Source organism: Shimia sp. CNT1-13L.2 (assembly GCF_024331145.1).
Lineage (GTDB): Bacteria > Pseudomonadota > Alphaproteobacteria > Rhodobacterales > Rhodobacteraceae > Shimia.
In genome coordinates this window covers 25,734-42,564 of sequence record NZ_JANDJO010000004.1, presented here as the reverse complement: position 1 = coordinate 42,564, position 16,831 = coordinate 25,734, and the positions used below count along the sequence as shown (strand labels likewise).

Below are 16,831 nucleotides of genomic sequence, written 5' to 3'. Positions count from 1 at the left end.
CAGCCGGCATAAAGAAAACAATACGCCGGCGCAGGGAGGAAAATTTGGATACTTTGCAGCTCTTGATCAGCGGGCTGGCAAATGGCTGTGTTTACGGCCTTATCGCGCTCGGCTTTGTCTTGATTTACAAGGCAACCGAAGCCGTGAACTTCGCCCAGGGCGATTTCATGATGCTTGGCGCGTTTGTCACCATTGGACTAACAAACACCGATTACATGGGGCTTCCATTCTGGATGGCCCTGCCGATTTCCATCGGCCTGATGGCGGTTCTTGGCTATCTGCTGGATCGTTTCGTGATCCGGCTGATGTTTGGCGAGAGTCAGACCGCCGTCGTGATCCTGACAATCGCGCTGGGCTTCGTAATCCGTTTTCTGGCCGGGATGATCTGGGGTCACGAGCCGCAGTCTCTTGAAAACCCGCTGGCCGGCAAGGAAGTGTCGCTTGGGGGGCTTGTCCTTGGCATGGAGGACGTGGCGGTGATCGTGGTGACGATCCTTCTGACCTGGGGCCTTTACGAGTTCTTCAACCGCACCAAGCTTGGTCTCGCCATGCAGGGCGCGTCGCAGAACCAGCTTGCGGCCTATTACATGGGCGTACCGGTGAAACGGGTGCAGGGCTTTATCTGGGCGCTTGCCGGGGCCGTGGCCTGTATTGCCGGCATCCTGTTTGCCGCAAAGGGCGCGGTAGACCCAAGCACCGGCCTGATGGGGATCAAGGCCTTCGCCGCTGCGGTGATCGGTGGATTTGGCAGTCTCCCGGGCGCTCTTGCCGGTGGTCTGATCGTCGGGGTGATCGAACCTTTCGCAAGCCGTTATATCGCGGCAGGCTACAGCCAGATTGCGCCCTATGCGCTTTTGCTGGCGGTGCTGATCTTCCGCCCTCACGGCCTGTTCAGCCAGGTCAGAGTAAAGAAGGTCTAAGCCCATGCGGATCGTTTTCAAAACCAACTACTCGCAGGATATCCGCCCGTGGAAGGACGGTTACCAGCTCTCGCTTTACCTCATCCTGCTTGCCGTCGTCGTGGCCGCGCCCTTTATCGTGGACGACTTCTATCTTGGCGAGTTGAACAACGTGCTGATCTGGGCGATTGCCGGTCTTGGCCTGATGCTCCTGACGGGGCACACCGGTCAGGCAAGTCTTGGTCACGCCGCCTTTCTGGCGATGGGGTGCTATACCAATATCATCCTGATTGAGCAGGGCCTGCCTTTCCTTCTGGCGTTCCCGCTGGCAGGCATCATCACCGGGCTTGTCGGCATGGTGATCGCCGTTCCCGCGCTCCGGCTGCATGGCATCTACCTTGCGATTGCCACGCTGGCGATGTCGATCCTTGTCGATGACATCATCGTTCTGACGGATACATGGACGGGGGGCGTCGGTGGCAAATACGCGCCGCCGGTCAATGTCTTTGGCATCATGATCGATCGCTGGGGCACCCCGCGCGAGTTCTATTACCTGACCCTCGCCGTCACCGTTCTCGTGACGCTGGGCTATATCAACCTGCTGCGCGCACCATTGGGGCGCAGCTTTATCGCCGTGCGTGACAGCGAAGTGTCTGCCCAGGCGATGGGCGTCGACGTGGCCCGCACCAAGACCATTTCTTTCGGCATTTCCTGTGCCGTGACCGGTCTGGCGGGGGCGCTGATGGGGCTGTTTGCCGGGGCATTCAACAACGAAACCTTCAGCGTCATCATTTCGATTGAACTTCTGATGATGATCGTGATCGGCGGTCTTGGATCGATCCACGGGGCGTTCTTCGGGGCCATCGTGATCGGCTTCCTGCCGCAGTTCCTGTCGATCTCCAAGGAATACGTCGGCGCCGTCTTCGGTGGGGCCAACGTTGCCATTCCGGGCCTCGAATTCGGGGTGTTCGGCTTTATCCTGATCCTGTTTATCCTGTTCGAGCCGATGGGCATCTACGGTCGCTGGCTCAAGATCAGGACGTGGTTCGAACTGTTCCCCTTCTATCGCAAGGACATGTTCAAACGTCAGAAATCCTATCTGAAAACGGAGCGTCTGAGATGAGCCTGCTGAACCTCGAAAACGTGACGCTCAAGTTTGGCGGCCTGACCGCGGTGGACGATCTGTCTTTCTCGGTCGAGCAGGGCGAGGTCTTTGCCATCGTCGGTCCGAACGGGGCTGGCAAATCCACCGTCTTCAACCTGATCTCGCGGTTCTATACGCCACTGAATGGTCGCATCAGCTTTGACGGCCACGACCTGTTGAAAGAAAAGGCCAGCGGCGTTGCCTCTTATGGCATTGCCCGGACCTTCCAGAACATCGAGCTGTTCGAACAGGCCACGGTGTTGGAAAACCTTCTGGTGGGGCGTCATCGCCACCGCAAGTCGAACTTCCTGAGCGAGCTGTTCTTTACGCCTTCGGTCAAGAAACAGGAGCTTCAGAACCGACACTTCGTCGAAGAGATCATCGACTTCCTCGATCTTCAGGCCTACCGCGAAAAACGCATCGCGGGGCTTCCCTACGGGGTGCGCAAGGTGGTCGAGGTGGCGCGGGCGCTTGCCACCGACCCCAAGCTCTTGTTGCTGGATGAACCGGCCTCGGGCCTGTCGGTCGAAGAGACCACCGACATGCGCTGGTGGATTGATGACATCCGGCGGCAGATGGGGATCACGGTTCTCATGGTCGAACATGACATGGGCCTTGTGTCCGGCGTGTCCGACCGTGTTCTGGCCATGGCCGACGGGGCCAAGCTGGCGCTGGGAACACCGGCAGAAGTGCAATCCGATCCCGCAGTGGTCGAAGCGTATCTGGGGCATGCGGCATGAGCGAACCAATTCTGAAAATCCGCAACGTCGAAAGCTTCTATGGCCCGATCATGGCCATTCGCGGTGTCTCGCTCGACGTGCATCCGGGCCGCGTGGTGTCGATCCTCGGGGCCAATGGTGCGGGCAAGACCACCCTGATGAAAACCGTTTCTGGCGTGATGGATCCCGAGAAGGGCAAGATCACCTTTGAAGGCGAGGAAATCCAGGGACAGGAGCCGCACAAGATCGTGGATCGCGGCATCGTCCACGTGCCGGAAGGGCGCGAGGTGTTCCCGCTTTTGACGGTGGATGAGAACCTGTCGCTCGGGGCCTATACCCGCAATGACAAGGCGGGCATCGAGCAGGACCGCGAGATGGTCTTTTCGTATTTCCCGATCCTCAAGGAGCGTCGCAACCAGGAAGCGGGCACCCTGTCGGGCGGCCAGCAGCAGATGCTGGCGATTGGCCGTGGCCTGATGGCGCGCCCCAAGGTGATGCTGTTGGATGAGCCGTCTCTGGGCCTGTCACCGCTGCTTGTTCAGGAAATCTTCGGCATCCTGCGTCGTCTGAACGAAGAACAGCAGATGACCATGATGCTGGTGGAACAGAATGCCAGCGCGGCGCTGGAACTGGCGCATGATGGCTATGTCATGGAAGTCGGGCGGATCGTGATGGACGGCACCGCCGACGACCTGATGAAGTCCGAGGACATCCAGAACTTCTATCTGGGTGTTCAGGAAGAAGGCGCGCGTGAGGAACGCCGCTGGAAGCGCAAGAAGACGTGGAGGTAATCATGCTCGATTCAGCAAATATGCCGGAAACCACCGTCATCAATGGGGTGCGCTATAACGCCGAGGCCGGGCAGCGCCCGATCCATGTCGATGGCTGCACCACCATCGTCTCGCTGTTCGAGACGCGTTGCAAGGCCATGGGCAGTCGCACGGCGCACCGGGAAAAGGATCTTGGGATCTGGAAGGACTATTCCTGGGATGACTACTGGACCCACGCCAAGTGGATTGGTCTTGCCCTGCGCAAACTTGGTCTCAAGCGGGGAGAGGTGGTCTCGATCCTGTCCGAAGATCGCAAGGAATGGGCCTATTTCGACATGGGCATCCAATGCGTCGGCGGGATTGCGTCGGGCATCTATACCACCGACTCGGAAGCGCAGTTGCAGTACCTCGTGAACGACAGCGACAGCCGTTTCCTGATCGTCGAGAACGAGGAACAGCTCGACAAGTACCTTCAGGTCGAAAACGAGGTGCCGGGGCTTTTGAAGGTCATCATCCTCGAAGATGAAGGCCTGCACGATCTCGACCATCCCCGCTGTCTGATGATCGACGATCTTTACGAGATCGGCCGCAAGGCAGAAGCGGAAGAGCCGGGCGCCTTTGAACAGGAAATCGCCAAGGCCCAACCGCAGGACACCGCGCTTCTGATCTATACCTCGGGCACCACCGGGATGCCCAAGGGCGCGATGCTGTGCCACGAGAACATCATGGCCGCAATGGAGGCAGGGGCCCGTCGCCTGAACTGTCTCGAGACGGACAACCAGCTGTGCTTCCTGCCGCTCTGCCACATCCTCGAGAGGGACGTGTCGATCTACTTCCCCCTGGCGGGCAAGAGCGTCGTGAACTTTGCGGAGAGCCCGGAAACGGTGTTCAACAACCTGCAAGAGGTGTCCCCGAATACCTTTACCGCCGTGCCGCGTGTCTGGGAGAAGATCTATTCGCAGGTTCTGATCCTTGCCCAGGAGGCGACACCCTTGGGCCGCTGGGCCTATGCGCGTGCGGTTGCGGCCGGAAAGGCGCGGGCGGACTTCCTTGTTGAAGGCAAGCCGGTTCCGGCGTCCGTTTCGGCGCGTTACTGGGTCTGGGATCGGCTCGTGCTGCGCAACCTGCGCCGTATGCTGGGTCTCGACAAGATGCGTCGCGGCGGCACCGGTGCGGCCCCGATCTCGCCGGAACTTCTCAAGTGGTACTGGTCGATCGGCGTGCCGCTGGTCGAAGGCTACGGCATGACCGAGACCGCCGGGCTGGCGACGATCAACACCCGTCAGGACAACCGCATCGGCACGATTGGCAAGGCGGTTCCGGGCTACGAGATCCGCATTGCCGAGGATGGCGAAATCCAGACCAAGGGCGCCAACAACTTCCAGGGCTACTGGCGCAACAACGAGAAGACCGCAGAAACCTTTACCGATGACGGTTGGTTGCGCACCGGCGATGTCGGTCGTCTGGACGACGAAGGTTTTGTCACCATCACCGGCCGTCTCAAGGATATCATCATCACTGCCGGGGGTAAGAACATTACGCCTGCGGAAATTGAAAGCCGCCTGAAGTTTTCGCACTATATCTCAGATGCGGTGATCATCGGGGATCGCCGGAAATACCTGACCGCGCTGGTGATGATCGATCAGGAAAACGTCGAGAAATTCGCACAGGACCAGAAAGTGCCCTTCTCGAATTTCGCCTCACTTTGCGCGGCAAAGGAGGTCAAAGATCTGATCGGGGAAGAAGTGAAGGCGGTGAACAAGGAATTCGCCCGCGTCGAACAGATCAAGGATTTCCGCCTGATCGATGTTCTTCTGACGGCGGAAGACGAAGAGCTGACGGCCACGATGAAGCTGAAACGCTCGTATGTCGAGAAGCGCCACGCGCATCTGATTGAGGATATGTACTAGGGAAACGCAAACGAAGACGAATTTACCAACGGGAGGAAAGCAATGAAAAAATTGGTAAAGAAACTGACGTTGGCCGCGGGTCTGACTGCTGCTGCGTCGATGGGCTCGGCCCAGACGCAGGGTGTCACCGACACCGAGGTCATCATCGGATCGGTCAATGACCTGTCAGGCCCCTTTGCCGCTGTGGGTGTTCCCGCCACGAAGGGTGCGAACATGTACTTTGACAAGGTCAACGCCGCCGGTGGTGTGCATGGCCGCATGATCAAGTTCGTGACCGAGGACCACGGCTATCAGATGCCGCGCGCGATGCAGGGCTACAACAAGCTGCTGAACCGCGACAAGGTTTTCGCGATGATGCAGTCGCTGGGCACGCCGATGAACATGGCGGGCTTCAAGTTACTGGATCCCAAGGGCATTCCGAACGTGGCCCCGCTGACCGCCGCACGCCAGATGCTGCAAGAGCCGATGCGCAACAAGTTCACCTCGTTCTCGAGCTACGTTGATCAGGCCCGTGTTGGCGTGAAATATCTGGCGGCAGAATTCGGTGGCAAGAACGTCTGCTCGATGTACCTGCCCAACGACTTCGGCAAGGAAATCCTTGAAGGCACGAAAATGGGTGCCGAAGAAGTCGGGATCGCCTTTGTCGCTGAAACCACCCACAAGCCGGATGAAAGTGACTTTGTCGGTTCGCTGTCCAAGCTGAAAGAAGCCGGCTGTGAAATCGTTTCGGTTGGTGTTCCGGTACGCCAGGCCATCACCATCGCTGGCACCGCCAAGAAGATGGGCCTGACGGACATGAAGTTCCTCGGCACGTCGGCCAGCTTCCTGACCGTGGTAGCCAAGGTTCCCGGTGGCGTGACCGAAGGCTTCTATGCAGCGGCCAGCTGGCAGGACCTCTGGGCCCGTGCATCTGACCCGGCACCCGCAGCCTTCATCGCGGAATACAAGGAAGTCACTGGTGAAAACCCTGTCGGCTTCTCGATGCTGGGCTACTCGGCAGCCATGCAACTGGTCAAGGCGCTTGAGGCCGCTGGCCCCGACCTGACCCACGACAGCTTTATCGCTGGCATGGAAAGCCTCGACTACATGGACGAGCTGGTTGCGAACCACATCGACTATGGCCCGGATGATCACCAGGGCGCGAACTCGGTCTATGTGTCGGTTGTGAAAGACGGCAACTGGATGAAAGTCCACGAAGAGTAAATCTTATCTGGCGGGCGCCCGCGCTGGTGCCCGCCGGTTTCAAATCTCAGGTGAAAAGATGATGGATTTGCAGGAGTTCCGCGCCGCTACGCGTGCGTGGCTGGAGGAGAATTGTCCGCAGGAGATGCGCCAACCCATGTCCGAGGCGGACGTGTGCTGGGGCGGGCGCAACTGGGTGTTCCAGTCCGAGGCCCAGAAACTGTGGCTCGACCGCATGGCCGCGCGTGGCTGGACGGTGCCGACTTGGCCCGAAGCCTATGGTGGTGCGGGCCTGAGCGGCGACGAAGACCGCATTCTCAAGGAAGAGATGGCCCGCATCTCGGCCCGTCCGCCCTTGCAGAGCTTTGGCATCTGGATGCTTGGCCCCGCGCTTCTTGAATTCGGCACGGAAGAGCAGAAACGCCACTTCCTGCCACAGATCGCCCGCGGCGAGGTGCGCTGGTGTCAGGGGTATTCCGAACCCGGCGCTGGCTCGGATTTGGCAGGGTTGCAGACCAAGGGCGTCGAGTGCGGAGCGCACTTCGAAGTCACCGGCCAGAAAATCTGGACCTCCTATGCGGACAAGGCCGACTGGATCTTCTGTCTCGTGCGCACCGAACCAGAGGCGCCCAAGCACAAGGGCATTTCCTTCCTCCTGTTCGACATGACCAGCGACGGGGTTTCGACCAAGCCGATCCAGCTGATTTCCGGCGCGTCGCCCTTCTGTGAAACCTTCTTTGACGGCGTGAAGGTGCCAGCTGATCAGATCGTTGGCGAACGCGGCAAGGGCTGGACCATTGCCAAGTATCTTCTCACCCACGAGCGCGAGATGATCGGGGCCACCGACAGTGCGCTGTTCGGCTCCGAAGACATCGTCGATGTTTCGCGCGAGGCCATCGGGGTCGATGCGGATGGCCGCCTTGCCGATCCTGTTCTGCGGGGCCAGATCGGTGATTTCCTGGCCGACGAGATCGCCTTTGACGCCGAACTGGCGCGGGCCAAGACATGGATGCGCGCGGGCAACCAGTTGGGCGCGCAGTCGGCGACGCTCAAGTACACGGGCACCGAACTCAACAAGCGCCGTCAGGAATTGATCATGGCCGCAGGCGGGCTTGCCGCGCTTGAGTGGGATTTCGAGAACGCGGCAGGCGACGAGAAAGCCTCGCTCTGGCTGCGCTCCAAGGGCAACTCGATCGAGGGCGGCACATCCGAGGTGATGCTGTCGATCCTCTCCAAGGCCATTCTGGAACTGGGGTGACGACAATGCAGATACTGAGTGAAGAAAACACGATGGTGCGCGAGATGGCGGCCGGGTTCCTGTCGGAAAACGCCCCTGTCGAAACGGCGCGCGCCCTGCGCGATGATCGTAGCGCCCTTGGCTATGACCGCACCCTCCTTGCCGAAACCGCGGCGATGGGCTGGTACGGGATGCTTCTGGGCGAAGACGTCGGCGGAACCGATATGGGGGCGCAGGCCGCGGGCCTGATCGCCGAAGAGATGGGACGGCGATTGACCAACGCGCCGTTCCTGTCGTCGGGCGTGATGTCGGCAAGCCTCTTGCGCCATGTCGGCGAGACCACGCTGGCCGCCGAGATCGCCAGCGGAACCGCTGTGGTGACATTGGCAACCGACGAAACCACCAAACACGCCCCAGACAGGATCGAGACCACGGCGGCCCCTTCGGGCAACGGTTTTGTCCTGAACGGCAGCAAGCGGTTCGTGAACGACGCCATCGACGCCACCCGCGTGATCGTTCCTGCACAAACCGACGCGGGCCTTGGCCTGTTCCTTGTCGACCCCGCACTGGAGGGTGTCACGACCCGCGCCTACCGCACCGTCGATAATCGCAATGCCGCTGACCTGACTTTTGACAACGTTCAACTGGACGGGGCCGCGCAGATTGCCGTGGGGCCAGAGGCCGAAGCCGGTTTCGCCGCTGCCCTGCGTGTTGGCCGCGCCGTGGCCTCGGCGGAATTGGTCGGGGTGTCCAAGGAAGCAGCTGAGCGCACCGTCGCCTATCTGAAGGAACGCAAACAGTTCGGCGTGACCCTCTCGCAATTTCAGGCGCTGCAGCATCGCGCGGCGGACCTCTATACCCAGATCCAGACCACCGAGGCGATCACCGCCGCCGCGCTGGCCGCAATCGACGAAGGGCGCGAGGACGCCGAACGTTTGAGCCGCGCTGCCAAGGCCAAGGCCAGCAAGACCGCCTCACTCGCGGTGCGCGAGGCGGTCCAGATGCACGGCGGCATGGGCATGACGGATGCGCTCGATATCGGGCTGTTCATGAAGAAGGCCCGCGCCGCGATAGAGCATCTGGGCGATGCGGGATGCCATGCGGAATGGCTTTTGCGGGATCGCGGAATCTGAGGAGTTCAGCCATGTCAGAGACACATACACACCATCGGACCTGTAACATCTGCGAGGCCATGTGCGGCCTCGTCATCACTCACGATGACAAGGAGGTGCTGTCGATCAAACCCGATCCGAACGATCCTCTGTCGCGTGGTCATATCTGCCCCAAGGCCGTCGCGCTTCAGGATTTCCGGACCGATCCCGACCGAGTGACAAAGCCGCTCAAGAAGGTGGATGGCAGCTTTGTCGAAATCGGCTGGGACGAGGCGCTGGACTATGCCGCCGAACGTCTGCTGGCGGTGCAGGAGGCCCACGGCAAGGATGGTGTCGGTGTCTATCTCGGCAACCCCAACGCCCACAAGTTCGGCAACCTGATGAACATCCCCGGTCTGGTGCGGGCGCTGGGCACGAAGAACCGCTATTCCTCGGCCACCGCTGACCAGATCCCGCATCACGTGGCCTCGATCCACATGCTGGGCCATCCGATGCTGATCCCGGTGCCGGATGTGGACCGCACCGATTTCATGCTGATCCTTGGCGGCAATCCGGTGGTGTCGAACGGGTCGATGATGACCGCGCCTGGCTTTGGTCGTCGCATGGACGAAATGAAGGCGCGGGGTGGCCGGGTGGTGGTGATTGATCCACGCCGCACCGAAACCGCCGAAAAGGCCAGCGAGCACCATTTCATCCGCCCGGAAACCGATGCCTTCCTGCTGCTGGCGATGATCCGCGAAATCATGGTGCGTGATCTGGTCGATCTTGGCCACCTGTCACAAGCCGCAATCGGGCTTGCCGCCCTGCGCGATGCGGTCGAGCCCTTCACGACCGATCTGGCGGCCACGATGACAGGCATTCCGGCCGAGACCATCAAGGACCTTGCTCTTGGCTTTGCCAGCGCCCCGCGCGCCGTCTGCTATGCCCGTATGGGCGCCTCGACCCAGAGCTTTGGTGGTCTCTGCCAGTGGGCCAACAATGTGCTCAACATCATCACCGGCAACTTTGACAGCGAAGGCGGGGCGATGTTCACCACGCCCGCCCTGAACTATGTCGGCATGACCCCGCGCAAGGGTAAAGACCGCAGCTATCCCGAACGGCGCTCGCGGGTCTCCGGTCAGCCGCTTTATAACGGCGAGTTTCCGGTCTCCGTGATGGCCGAGGAAATGGAAACCCCGGGCGACGGCCAGATCAAAGCCTTGGTCACCATTGCGGGGAATCCGGTTCTGACCGCCCCGAACGGACGGCGGATCGAGGCGGCGATGGAAAAGCTCGACTTCATGGTGTGCTTCGACATCCACGTCAACGACACCACCCGCCATGCCGACCTGATCCTGCCCGGAACCGTGGCCCTGGAAGAGGTGGTCTATGACATGGTGTTCCACAGCTTTGCCGTGCGCAACACGGCGGCTCTTGCCGACCCCGTGTTTGACCCGCCCAACGGCAACCCGCAGGAGTGGGAAGTTCTTGCCCGTCTGGCGGCGAAGATCGCGGGCACCAACAGCCCAGCACCCAGCCCGACGCAGATGCTCGAGGCGCTTTTGCCGCGCGGCTACCACGGCGAGACAGTAACGGTCGAGGCCATGCGCGCGGCGGGGGGCTCCATCGATCTTGGCCCGCTGGTGCCCAACCTGACCGACCGCCTTGAAACGCCGGATAGCAAGCTGCACCTTGCCCCGCAGGTCTTTGTCGATGATCTGCCCCGTCTGCTGGCCTTTCCCGACGGGCGCGACGATGACTATCCGATGTTCATGATCGGCCGCCGCCTTGTGCGCAGCCACAACAGCTGGACCCAGAACAGCCCGCGCCTCGTGAAGGGGCGCAACCGGGTCACCGTGCAGCTGCACCCCGAGGATGCCGAGAGGCTTGGCATTTCGGACGCGGCGCAGGTCAGGGTGGCCAGCCGCGCCGGCAGCGTCACCATGCCCGCGGAAGTCACCGACGAGATGGCCCCCGGCGTGGTCTCGATCCCGCAGGGCTGGGGTCAGGCCAAGGGGCGGGTGGCAACGGCGGCGTCGGTCGGCTCGGTCTCGATCAACGACCTGACCGATGACACGCGGATTGATCCTGTCAGCGGCAATGCCGCCTTCAACGGGGTTCCGGTCGCGATTACTCCCGTATGACGACCGGCACAGGCGGGCAGGGGTGGCGCATCTCCCCTGCCCGATTTGCTCTTGTCTACCGCGCCACGCTTGGGCAGCATTGCCCGCATGAAAGCCCTGAAGCCCGATACCATCGCCCCGCCCTTCGCCGCCTATAGCCACGGCATCGACGTCACGGCCAAGCGCCTTGTGGCCACCAGCGGCCAGCTTGGCCTTGCCGCAGACGGCAGCATTCCCGAAGGGGCCGAGGCGCAGGCAGACATTTGCCTTGCCAACATCGATGCAATCCTGGCCGAAGCCGGGTTGGACCGCGCCAATATCATTCGCCTGAACGCCTTCGTCACCGGGCGCGAACACATGGCGGGCTACATGGCTGCGCGGGATCGCTACCTTGAGGGCCTGCCTGTCCTGCCTGCCTCGACTCTTGTCATCGTCTCCGGCTTCACCTGCCCCGAGTTCGTGGTTGAAATCGAGGTTCTGGCTGCTGAAAACGCCTGAATTATTGGCAGGCAGCCCGCATTCGCGATTGACGCAAAAAATTCATGAAACTCACAGGTTTCCTTTGGGTACTTGCCCTTTTTCCATTTAATGCATTGAAACCAGTGTGAAAAAATCTGGTCCGTCGATTCAGGTGCCCCCCTCTTTCTACTGCGTACTTGCGGACAGTTGAGCCAGATCAAGGGCCTTTCCCGACAAGCTTCCTATGCCCGTCATGTGGGATTTGTGCAGCCGTGCAAATCAGGAGGAGCCGCATTTCCAGGATTGCTGTCAGGACTCGAACCATGACCAGAAAACCCACGCTTTACACACACGATGACCCAAAGGCCCGCGCCGCACATGATGTGGCGGCCGAAGTGGCCGATACGGTTGATACCGCCATCCACGCCGCCTTCAGCCCACTGACGGGCGGGCTCTCTCCCTCGGCCCTTGGCCTTGTCTACATGGACTGGGCGCTGCACCTCGCGGCCTCGCCGGGCAAGCAGGGCGAGTTGATGATGAGCGCGGCCACCAAGTGGGGAGAGTATTCCAAGTACCTGACCCAGTGCATGATGTCGGGCGGCGAAGGCCCCTGTTCCCATGCCCACCGCAAGGATCGCCGCTTCCGCCACCCCGACTGGGAGGCCAAACCCTTCGCCGCCTACAAGGAAGCTTTCCTGATGGCCCAGGAATGGTGGGAAGAGGCCACCACCCATGTGCAGGGTGTCAGCGAAGCCAATGAGAAAGCCATCAGCTTTGCCGCCCGACAGGCGCTGGATGCGCTGTCGCCTGCAAACTTTCCGATGACCAATCCCGAGATCATCGAAAAGACGGTGGAAACCAACGGCATGAACATCGTTCAGGGTATGGAAAACTACATGGACGATCTGCGTCACATCATGGCGCATGAACGTTTTGGGGATACCTCCGAATACAAGGTTGGCGAGAACCTCGCCGTGACACCGGGCAAGGTGGTGTACCGCAACCACCTGATCGAGCTGATCCAGTATGAACCGGCATCCGACAAGGTGCGCCCCGAGCCGGTGCTGATCGTGCCGGCGTGGATCATGAAATACTACATCCTTGATCTCAGCCAGCAGAACTCCATGGTCAAATACCTGACCGAGCAGGGCTATACTGTCTTTATGATCTCGTGGCGCAATCCGGGGGCCGAAGATTCGGAACTGGGGTTCGATGACTATCGCCAGATGGGCACAATGGCGGCGATTGATCAGGTACAGAAGATTACTGGCGCGCCGAAGATTCACACTGCCGGGTATTGTCTCGGGGGTACGTTGCTGAGCGTGACCGCCGCAACAATGGCGCGGGACGGCGATGAACGTCTTGCCTCCATGACGCTGTTTGCCGCCCAGATCGACTTTACCGAGGCCGGTGAACTGATGTTGTTCATCAACGAAAGCCAGGTCGCCTTCCTCGAAGACATGATGTGGAAACAGGGCTACCTCGACGCCTCGCAGATGTCCGGTGCCTTCCAGATCCTGCGCTCGGCCGACCTTGTCTGGTCGCGTATCCAGCACGAATATCTGATGGGCGAGAAACCGCGCTACAACGACCTGATGTCGTGGAACGCAGATACCACCCGGATGCCGGCGCGGATGCATTCGGAATACCTGCGCAAACTGTTCCTCAACAACGACTTTGCGGATGGCAAGTTCATGGTTGGCAAGGAGCCGGTCTTCCCCGGTGATATCACCCTGCCGATCTTTGCCGTGGGCACCGAGACCGACCACGTCGCGCCGTGGAAATCGGCCTTCAAGATCGAGTCGCTGACCCGCTCCGACGTGACCTTCGTCCTGACCAACGGCGGCCACAACGCGGGCGTCGTATCCGAGCCCGGCCACCCGCGCCGTCACTATATGGTGCACACATCCAACGACAAGGATCGCTACCTCTCGCCTGAACACTGGCAGGAGGTGGCAGAACGCCACGAAGGGTCGTGGTGGCCGGAATGGACGGCTTGGCTGGATAAGCAATCGGGCGCACCGGTTGCGCCGCCAAAGATGGGCAAGCCGCTCTGCGACGCGCCCGGCACCTATGTGATGATGGAGTAAGCCGATGATCCCCGGACGTAGTCTTGAAGGCCGCCGTGGCCTCATTGTTGGTGTGGCCAACGATCACTCCATCGCCGCAGGCTGTGCAGAAGTGCTGGCCGAAGCCGGTGCAACGCTGGCACTCACCTACCTGTCCGACAAGGCCAGGCGCTTTGTGGAACCCGTTGCAGAGGCGGCAGGGGCAGACCTGCTGTTGCCGCTGGACGTGACGGATGATGCTCAGATGGACGCGGTCTTTGACCGCATCGCAACGGAATGGGGCGGGCTTGATTTCCTCCTGCATTCGATTGCCTTTTGCCCCAAGGACGATCTGCACGGCCGTGTGATGGATTCCTCGCGCGAGGGATTCATGCAGGCGATGGACATCTCGGTGCATTCCTTTGCCCGCATGGCCAAACGCGCCGAGCCGCTGATGCGGGACGGCGGCAGCCTCCTGACTGTCAGCTACTATGGTGCCGAGAAGGTGGTCGACCATTACAACGTGATGGGTCCGGTCAAGTCTGCCCTCGAAAGCCTGACCCGCTACATGGCGGCCGAACTCGGCCCCGAGGGCATCCGCGTCAACGCCATCTCGCCCGGCCCGCTGATGACCCGTGCTGCCTCGGGCATTGATCACTTTGATGAACTGGCCAGAGAGGCCGAAACCCGCGCCCCGCTGCGCCGCCTTGTGACCATCCGCGAAGTGGGCGAGGCCGCGCTGTGCCTGTTGTCCGACCAGTCTTCTGCCATGACGGGCAACGTCATGTACGTCGACGGCGGCTATCACGTGATGAGCTGAGGCGGCCATGCAGTATATCGAGAACCGGACCTTCGACGAGATCGCCGTGGGCGATGTCGCGGAAATGGCACGCACGCTGACTGCCGAGGACATCGAATTGTTCGCGGTGATGTCGGGAGACGTGAACCCCGCCCACCTTGATCCCGAGTTTGCCAAGGACGAGATCTTTCACAAGGTCATCGCCCACGGCATGTGGGGCGGCGCCCTGATTTCTGCCGTGTTAGGGACGAAACTTCCCGGCCCCGGCACCATCTATCTCAACCAGTCCCTCAGCTTCCGACGGCCTGTTGGCCTTGGGGACACCATCACCACCCGCGTCACCGTGCGCGAGAAACACGCTGACAAATCCCGCCTCGTTCTGGATTGCGCCTGTCTCAATGATGCCGGCAAACCCGTGATCCTTGGCGAGGCCGAGGTGATTGCGCCTGACCACAAGATCCGCCGCGAACGCGCGCATCTGCCCGATGTGCACCTGCATCACCACGGCGCGATCTATGACCGCCTTCTGGCCCGCGGGCGCGAGTTCCATTCGCCGCGCATCGCGGTGATCGCCCCCGCGACGCAGGCCACCCTCGAAGGTCCGCTCGAGGCGCGTCGCCTTGGCATTTCCGATCCTCTGCTGATCGGTCCCGAACCGATGATCCGCCGGGTCGCGGATGACGCTGGCCTCTCGCTGGATGGTGCGGAAATCCTGCACACAGACAGCATCAGCGCCGCGCAGGAGGCCGCGCTGGCGCTTGCCGAAGCGGGCGAGGTGGACGCGATCGATCAGGGGACGATCCGCATCGACAAGCTGGTCAAACCTGTTCGCGCGCGCCTCAAGACGGGCCGCATCCTGAGCCACGTGGTGGCGCTGGACGTGCCCGGCTACCAGAAGCCGCTACTGGTGACGGACGGCCTCGTCAATGTCGCGCCCGATCTTGACGCCAAGGCGGGCATCATCCGCAATGCCATCGATCTGGCACACACCCTGCTGATTGATCAGCCCCGGGTTGCGATCCTGTCGGCGGTGGAAGAGGTCACGCCCGCCCTGCCCTCGACACTTGATGCCGCCGCCCTGTGCAAGATGGCGCATCGTGGCCAGATCACCGGCGCGGTTCTTGATGGCCCGTTGGCCTTTGATACGGCCATTTCGATGGTGGCTGCCAAAACCATGCCCGGCCGCGGATCGGATGTGGCAGGACAGGCCGATATTCTTGTCGCGCCCGATTTCGAAGCGGGTAAGATGATTGCGAAACAGCTGACCCACCTCGCCGGGGCCGAGATGACAGGGCTTCTGATGGGGGCAAAGGTGCCGGTGCTGACCGCTGGACGCAACGACGGTATGCGCGCGAGGGTGGCCTCTGCGGCGCTTGCGTCCCTATATATAACAAGACGCGGGGCCTGATGGCCCTGAGGTATTCGAAGAAAGCATTGTGAGGGGCCGATGAAGATCAATCGGGGGTTTGTCTTGGTAGGGGCCGTCATTGCTGCGGCCATTGGGTACTATGTCTACCAGAACCAGAATGGCGAGGTGCTGCCCGAGGACATCGCCTATGGCAATGGTCGGATCGAAGCGGTGCAGATCGACATTTCCTCGAAGATCGCGGGCCGGGTTGACGAAATCCGCGTGAAAGAGGGCGACATGGTCGAACCGGGCCAGGTTGTCGCCACCATTGACCGCCGTGCGCTTGAGGCGCAGCTGGCACGCGCCAAGGCCGAAGTGGCCGCCAGCATCGCCAATGTCGCCGCCACCGAGGCCGCGCAGGTGCAGGCCGAAGCCCTGTTGCACCTCTCCGAACAAGAGTTGGAACGCACCCGCCAATTGCACGAACGCGATGTTGCTTCGCAGGAACTGCTGGATCAGCGCATGTCGGACCAGCGCGTCGCGGATGCCAATCACCGTGCGGCGCAGGCACAGGTGGAAGCGGCCCGCCGCAGCGTTGATGCGGCGCAGTCGGTGGTGGATGAGATCACAACCAATCTTGAGGATACGGCGCTTGCCACGCCCGCAAAGGGCCGCATCCTCTATCGTCTGGCCGAGCCGGGCGAAGTGATCGGGGCCGGCGGACGCCTGTTGACGATGGTCGACCTGTCCGACGTGTATCTCGAGTTCTTCCTGCCATCTTCGCAGGTGCATCGCATCGCCATCGGTTCCGAGGCGCGTATCCGCCTTGATGTGGCCCCTGTCGTAGTGCCCGCCACCGTCAGCTTTGTGTCGCCCGTTTCGCAGTTCACGCCGCGGCAGGTCGAAACCGCGGACGAACGCGACAAGCTGATGTTCCGCGTTAAGGTGCGCATCCCCGAGGAACTGGTCCAGCAGCGCATGGACCTCGTGAAAACCGGCATTCGTGGCGTGGCCTATGTGCGTCTGGCCTCGGATCAACCGTCTTCGCCCTGGCCCGACTTCCTTGAGACCAGCCTGCCGACCCCAATTCTTGACCAGTAAG

At 61.2% G+C, this 16,831-nt stretch carries 14 protein-coding genes; all 14 read left to right on the top strand.

The annotated features are described in order from the left end of the window. Window positions 1-44: 44 nt before the first annotated feature. The 14 genes from NNA36_RS10005 (at window position 45) to NNA36_RS09940 (ending at window position 16,830) form a co-directional block, all read left to right on the top strand. Window positions 45-920 carry a branched-chain amino acid ABC transporter permease gene (locus tag NNA36_RS10005; protein WP_255106883.1) on the top strand — a complete coding sequence of 292 codons (876 nt, stop codon included), beginning with the start codon at window positions 45-47 and terminating at the stop codon, window positions 918-920. A 4-nt stretch (window positions 921-924) separates the two neighbouring features. Further along, complete coding sequence (locus NNA36_RS10000; RefSeq protein ID WP_255106882.1) at window positions 925-2,022, top strand: branched-chain amino acid ABC transporter permease; 1,098 nt, start codon at window positions 925-927, stop codon at window positions 2,020-2,022. Further along, window positions 2,019-2,783 (top strand): ABC transporter ATP-binding protein, encoded by a 765-nt coding sequence (locus tag NNA36_RS09995; protein WP_255106881.1) that lies wholly within the window; start codon window positions 2,019-2,021, stop codon window positions 2,781-2,783. Before NNA36_RS10000 ends, NNA36_RS09995 begins: the two co-directional genes overlap by 4 nt. Continuing rightward, entirely contained in the window at window positions 2,780-3,553 is a 774-nt protein-coding gene (locus NNA36_RS09990) for an ABC transporter ATP-binding protein (protein WP_255106880.1), read from the top strand. The genes NNA36_RS09995 and NNA36_RS09990 overlap by 4 nt, the downstream gene beginning before the upstream one ends. A 2-nt stretch (window positions 3,554-3,555) precedes the next feature. Next, on the top strand, window positions 3,556-5,442 hold the full coding sequence (locus NNA36_RS09985; RefSeq protein ID WP_255106879.1) for a long-chain fatty acid--CoA ligase: 1,887 nt from the start codon (window positions 3,556-3,558) through the stop codon (window positions 5,440-5,442). Window positions 5,443-5,484: 42 nt separating this feature from the next. Continuing rightward, on the top strand, window positions 5,485-6,645 hold the full coding sequence (locus tag NNA36_RS09980) for an ABC transporter substrate-binding protein (protein WP_255106878.1): 1,161 nt from the start codon (window positions 5,485-5,487) through the stop codon (window positions 6,643-6,645). 58 nt (window positions 6,646-6,703) lie between these two features. Then, complete coding sequence (locus NNA36_RS09975; protein WP_255106877.1) at window positions 6,704-7,882, top strand: acyl-CoA dehydrogenase family protein; 1,179 nt, start codon at window positions 6,704-6,706, stop codon at window positions 7,880-7,882. Window positions 7,883-7,887: 5 nt separating this feature from the next. Continuing rightward, entirely contained in the window at window positions 7,888-8,994 is a 1,107-nt protein-coding gene (locus tag NNA36_RS09970; protein WP_255106876.1) for an acyl-CoA dehydrogenase family protein, read from the top strand. Window positions 8,995-9,005: 11 nt separating this feature from the next. Next, on the top strand, window positions 9,006-11,096 hold the full coding sequence (locus tag NNA36_RS09965; RefSeq protein WP_255106875.1) for a molybdopterin oxidoreductase family protein: 2,091 nt from the start codon (window positions 9,006-9,008) through the stop codon (window positions 11,094-11,096). A gap of 87 nt (window positions 11,097-11,183) precedes the next feature. After that, window positions 11,184-11,573, top strand: a complete 390-nt coding sequence (locus tag NNA36_RS09960; RefSeq protein ID WP_255106874.1) for a RidA family protein — start codon at window positions 11,184-11,186, stop codon at window positions 11,571-11,573. Between the two features lie 284 nt (window positions 11,574-11,857). Further along, on the top strand, window positions 11,858-13,624 hold the full coding sequence (locus tag NNA36_RS09955) for an alpha/beta hydrolase (RefSeq protein WP_255106873.1): 1,767 nt from the start codon (window positions 11,858-11,860) through the stop codon (window positions 13,622-13,624). Between the two features lie 4 nt (window positions 13,625-13,628). Next, the gene (gene fabI, locus NNA36_RS09950; RefSeq protein WP_255106872.1) at window positions 13,629-14,402 is read left to right on the top strand and encodes an enoyl-ACP reductase FabI; all 774 of its coding nucleotides are present in this window, start codon (window positions 13,629-13,631) and stop codon (window positions 14,400-14,402) included. 7 nt (window positions 14,403-14,409) lie between these two features. Then, window positions 14,410-15,789, top strand: a complete 1,380-nt coding sequence (locus NNA36_RS09945; protein WP_255106871.1) for a bifunctional enoyl-CoA hydratase/phosphate acetyltransferase — start codon at window positions 14,410-14,412, stop codon at window positions 15,787-15,789. A gap of 39 nt (window positions 15,790-15,828) precedes the next feature. Next, complete coding sequence (locus tag NNA36_RS09940; RefSeq protein WP_255106870.1) at window positions 15,829-16,830, top strand: HlyD family secretion protein; 1,002 nt, start codon at window positions 15,829-15,831, stop codon at window positions 16,828-16,830. The last annotated feature ends 1 nt before the right edge of the window (window position 16,831 follow it).

What these genes read in the sequence shown, in the direction of transcription:
- NNA36_RS10000 (WP_255106882.1), top strand. Translation starts at nt 925, where the DNA reads ATGCGGATCGTTTTCAAAACCAACTACTCGCAGGATATCCGCCCGTGG.
- NNA36_RS09995 (WP_255106881.1), top strand. Translation starts at nt 2,019, where the DNA reads ATGAGCCTGCTGAACCTCGAAAACGTGACGCTCAAGTTTGGCGGCCTG.
- NNA36_RS09990 (WP_255106880.1), top strand. Translation starts at nt 2,780, where the DNA reads ATGAGCGAACCAATTCTGAAAATCCGCAACGTCGAAAGCTTCTATGGC.
- NNA36_RS09985 (WP_255106879.1), top strand. Translation starts at nt 3,556, where the DNA reads ATGCTCGATTCAGCAAATATGCCGGAAACCACCGTCATCAATGGGGTG.
- NNA36_RS09980 (WP_255106878.1), top strand. Translation starts at nt 5,485, where the DNA reads ATGAAAAAATTGGTAAAGAAACTGACGTTGGCCGCGGGTCTGACTGCT.
- NNA36_RS09975 (WP_255106877.1), top strand. Translation starts at nt 6,704, where the DNA reads ATGATGGATTTGCAGGAGTTCCGCGCCGCTACGCGTGCGTGGCTGGAG.
- NNA36_RS09970 (WP_255106876.1), top strand. Translation starts at nt 7,888, where the DNA reads ATGCAGATACTGAGTGAAGAAAACACGATGGTGCGCGAGATGGCGGCC.
- NNA36_RS09965 (WP_255106875.1), top strand. Translation starts at nt 9,006, where the DNA reads ATGTCAGAGACACATACACACCATCGGACCTGTAACATCTGCGAGGCC.
- NNA36_RS09960 (WP_255106874.1), top strand. Translation starts at nt 11,184, where the DNA reads ATGAAAGCCCTGAAGCCCGATACCATCGCCCCGCCCTTCGCCGCCTAT.
- NNA36_RS09955 (WP_255106873.1), top strand. Translation starts at nt 11,858, where the DNA reads ATGACCAGAAAACCCACGCTTTACACACACGATGACCCAAAGGCCCGC.
- fabI (WP_255106872.1), top strand. Translation starts at nt 13,629, where the DNA reads ATGATCCCCGGACGTAGTCTTGAAGGCCGCCGTGGCCTCATTGTTGGT.
- NNA36_RS09945 (WP_255106871.1), top strand. Translation starts at nt 14,410, where the DNA reads ATGCAGTATATCGAGAACCGGACCTTCGACGAGATCGCCGTGGGCGAT.
- NNA36_RS09940 (WP_255106870.1), top strand. Translation starts at nt 15,829, where the DNA reads ATGAAGATCAATCGGGGGTTTGTCTTGGTAGGGGCCGTCATTGCTGCG.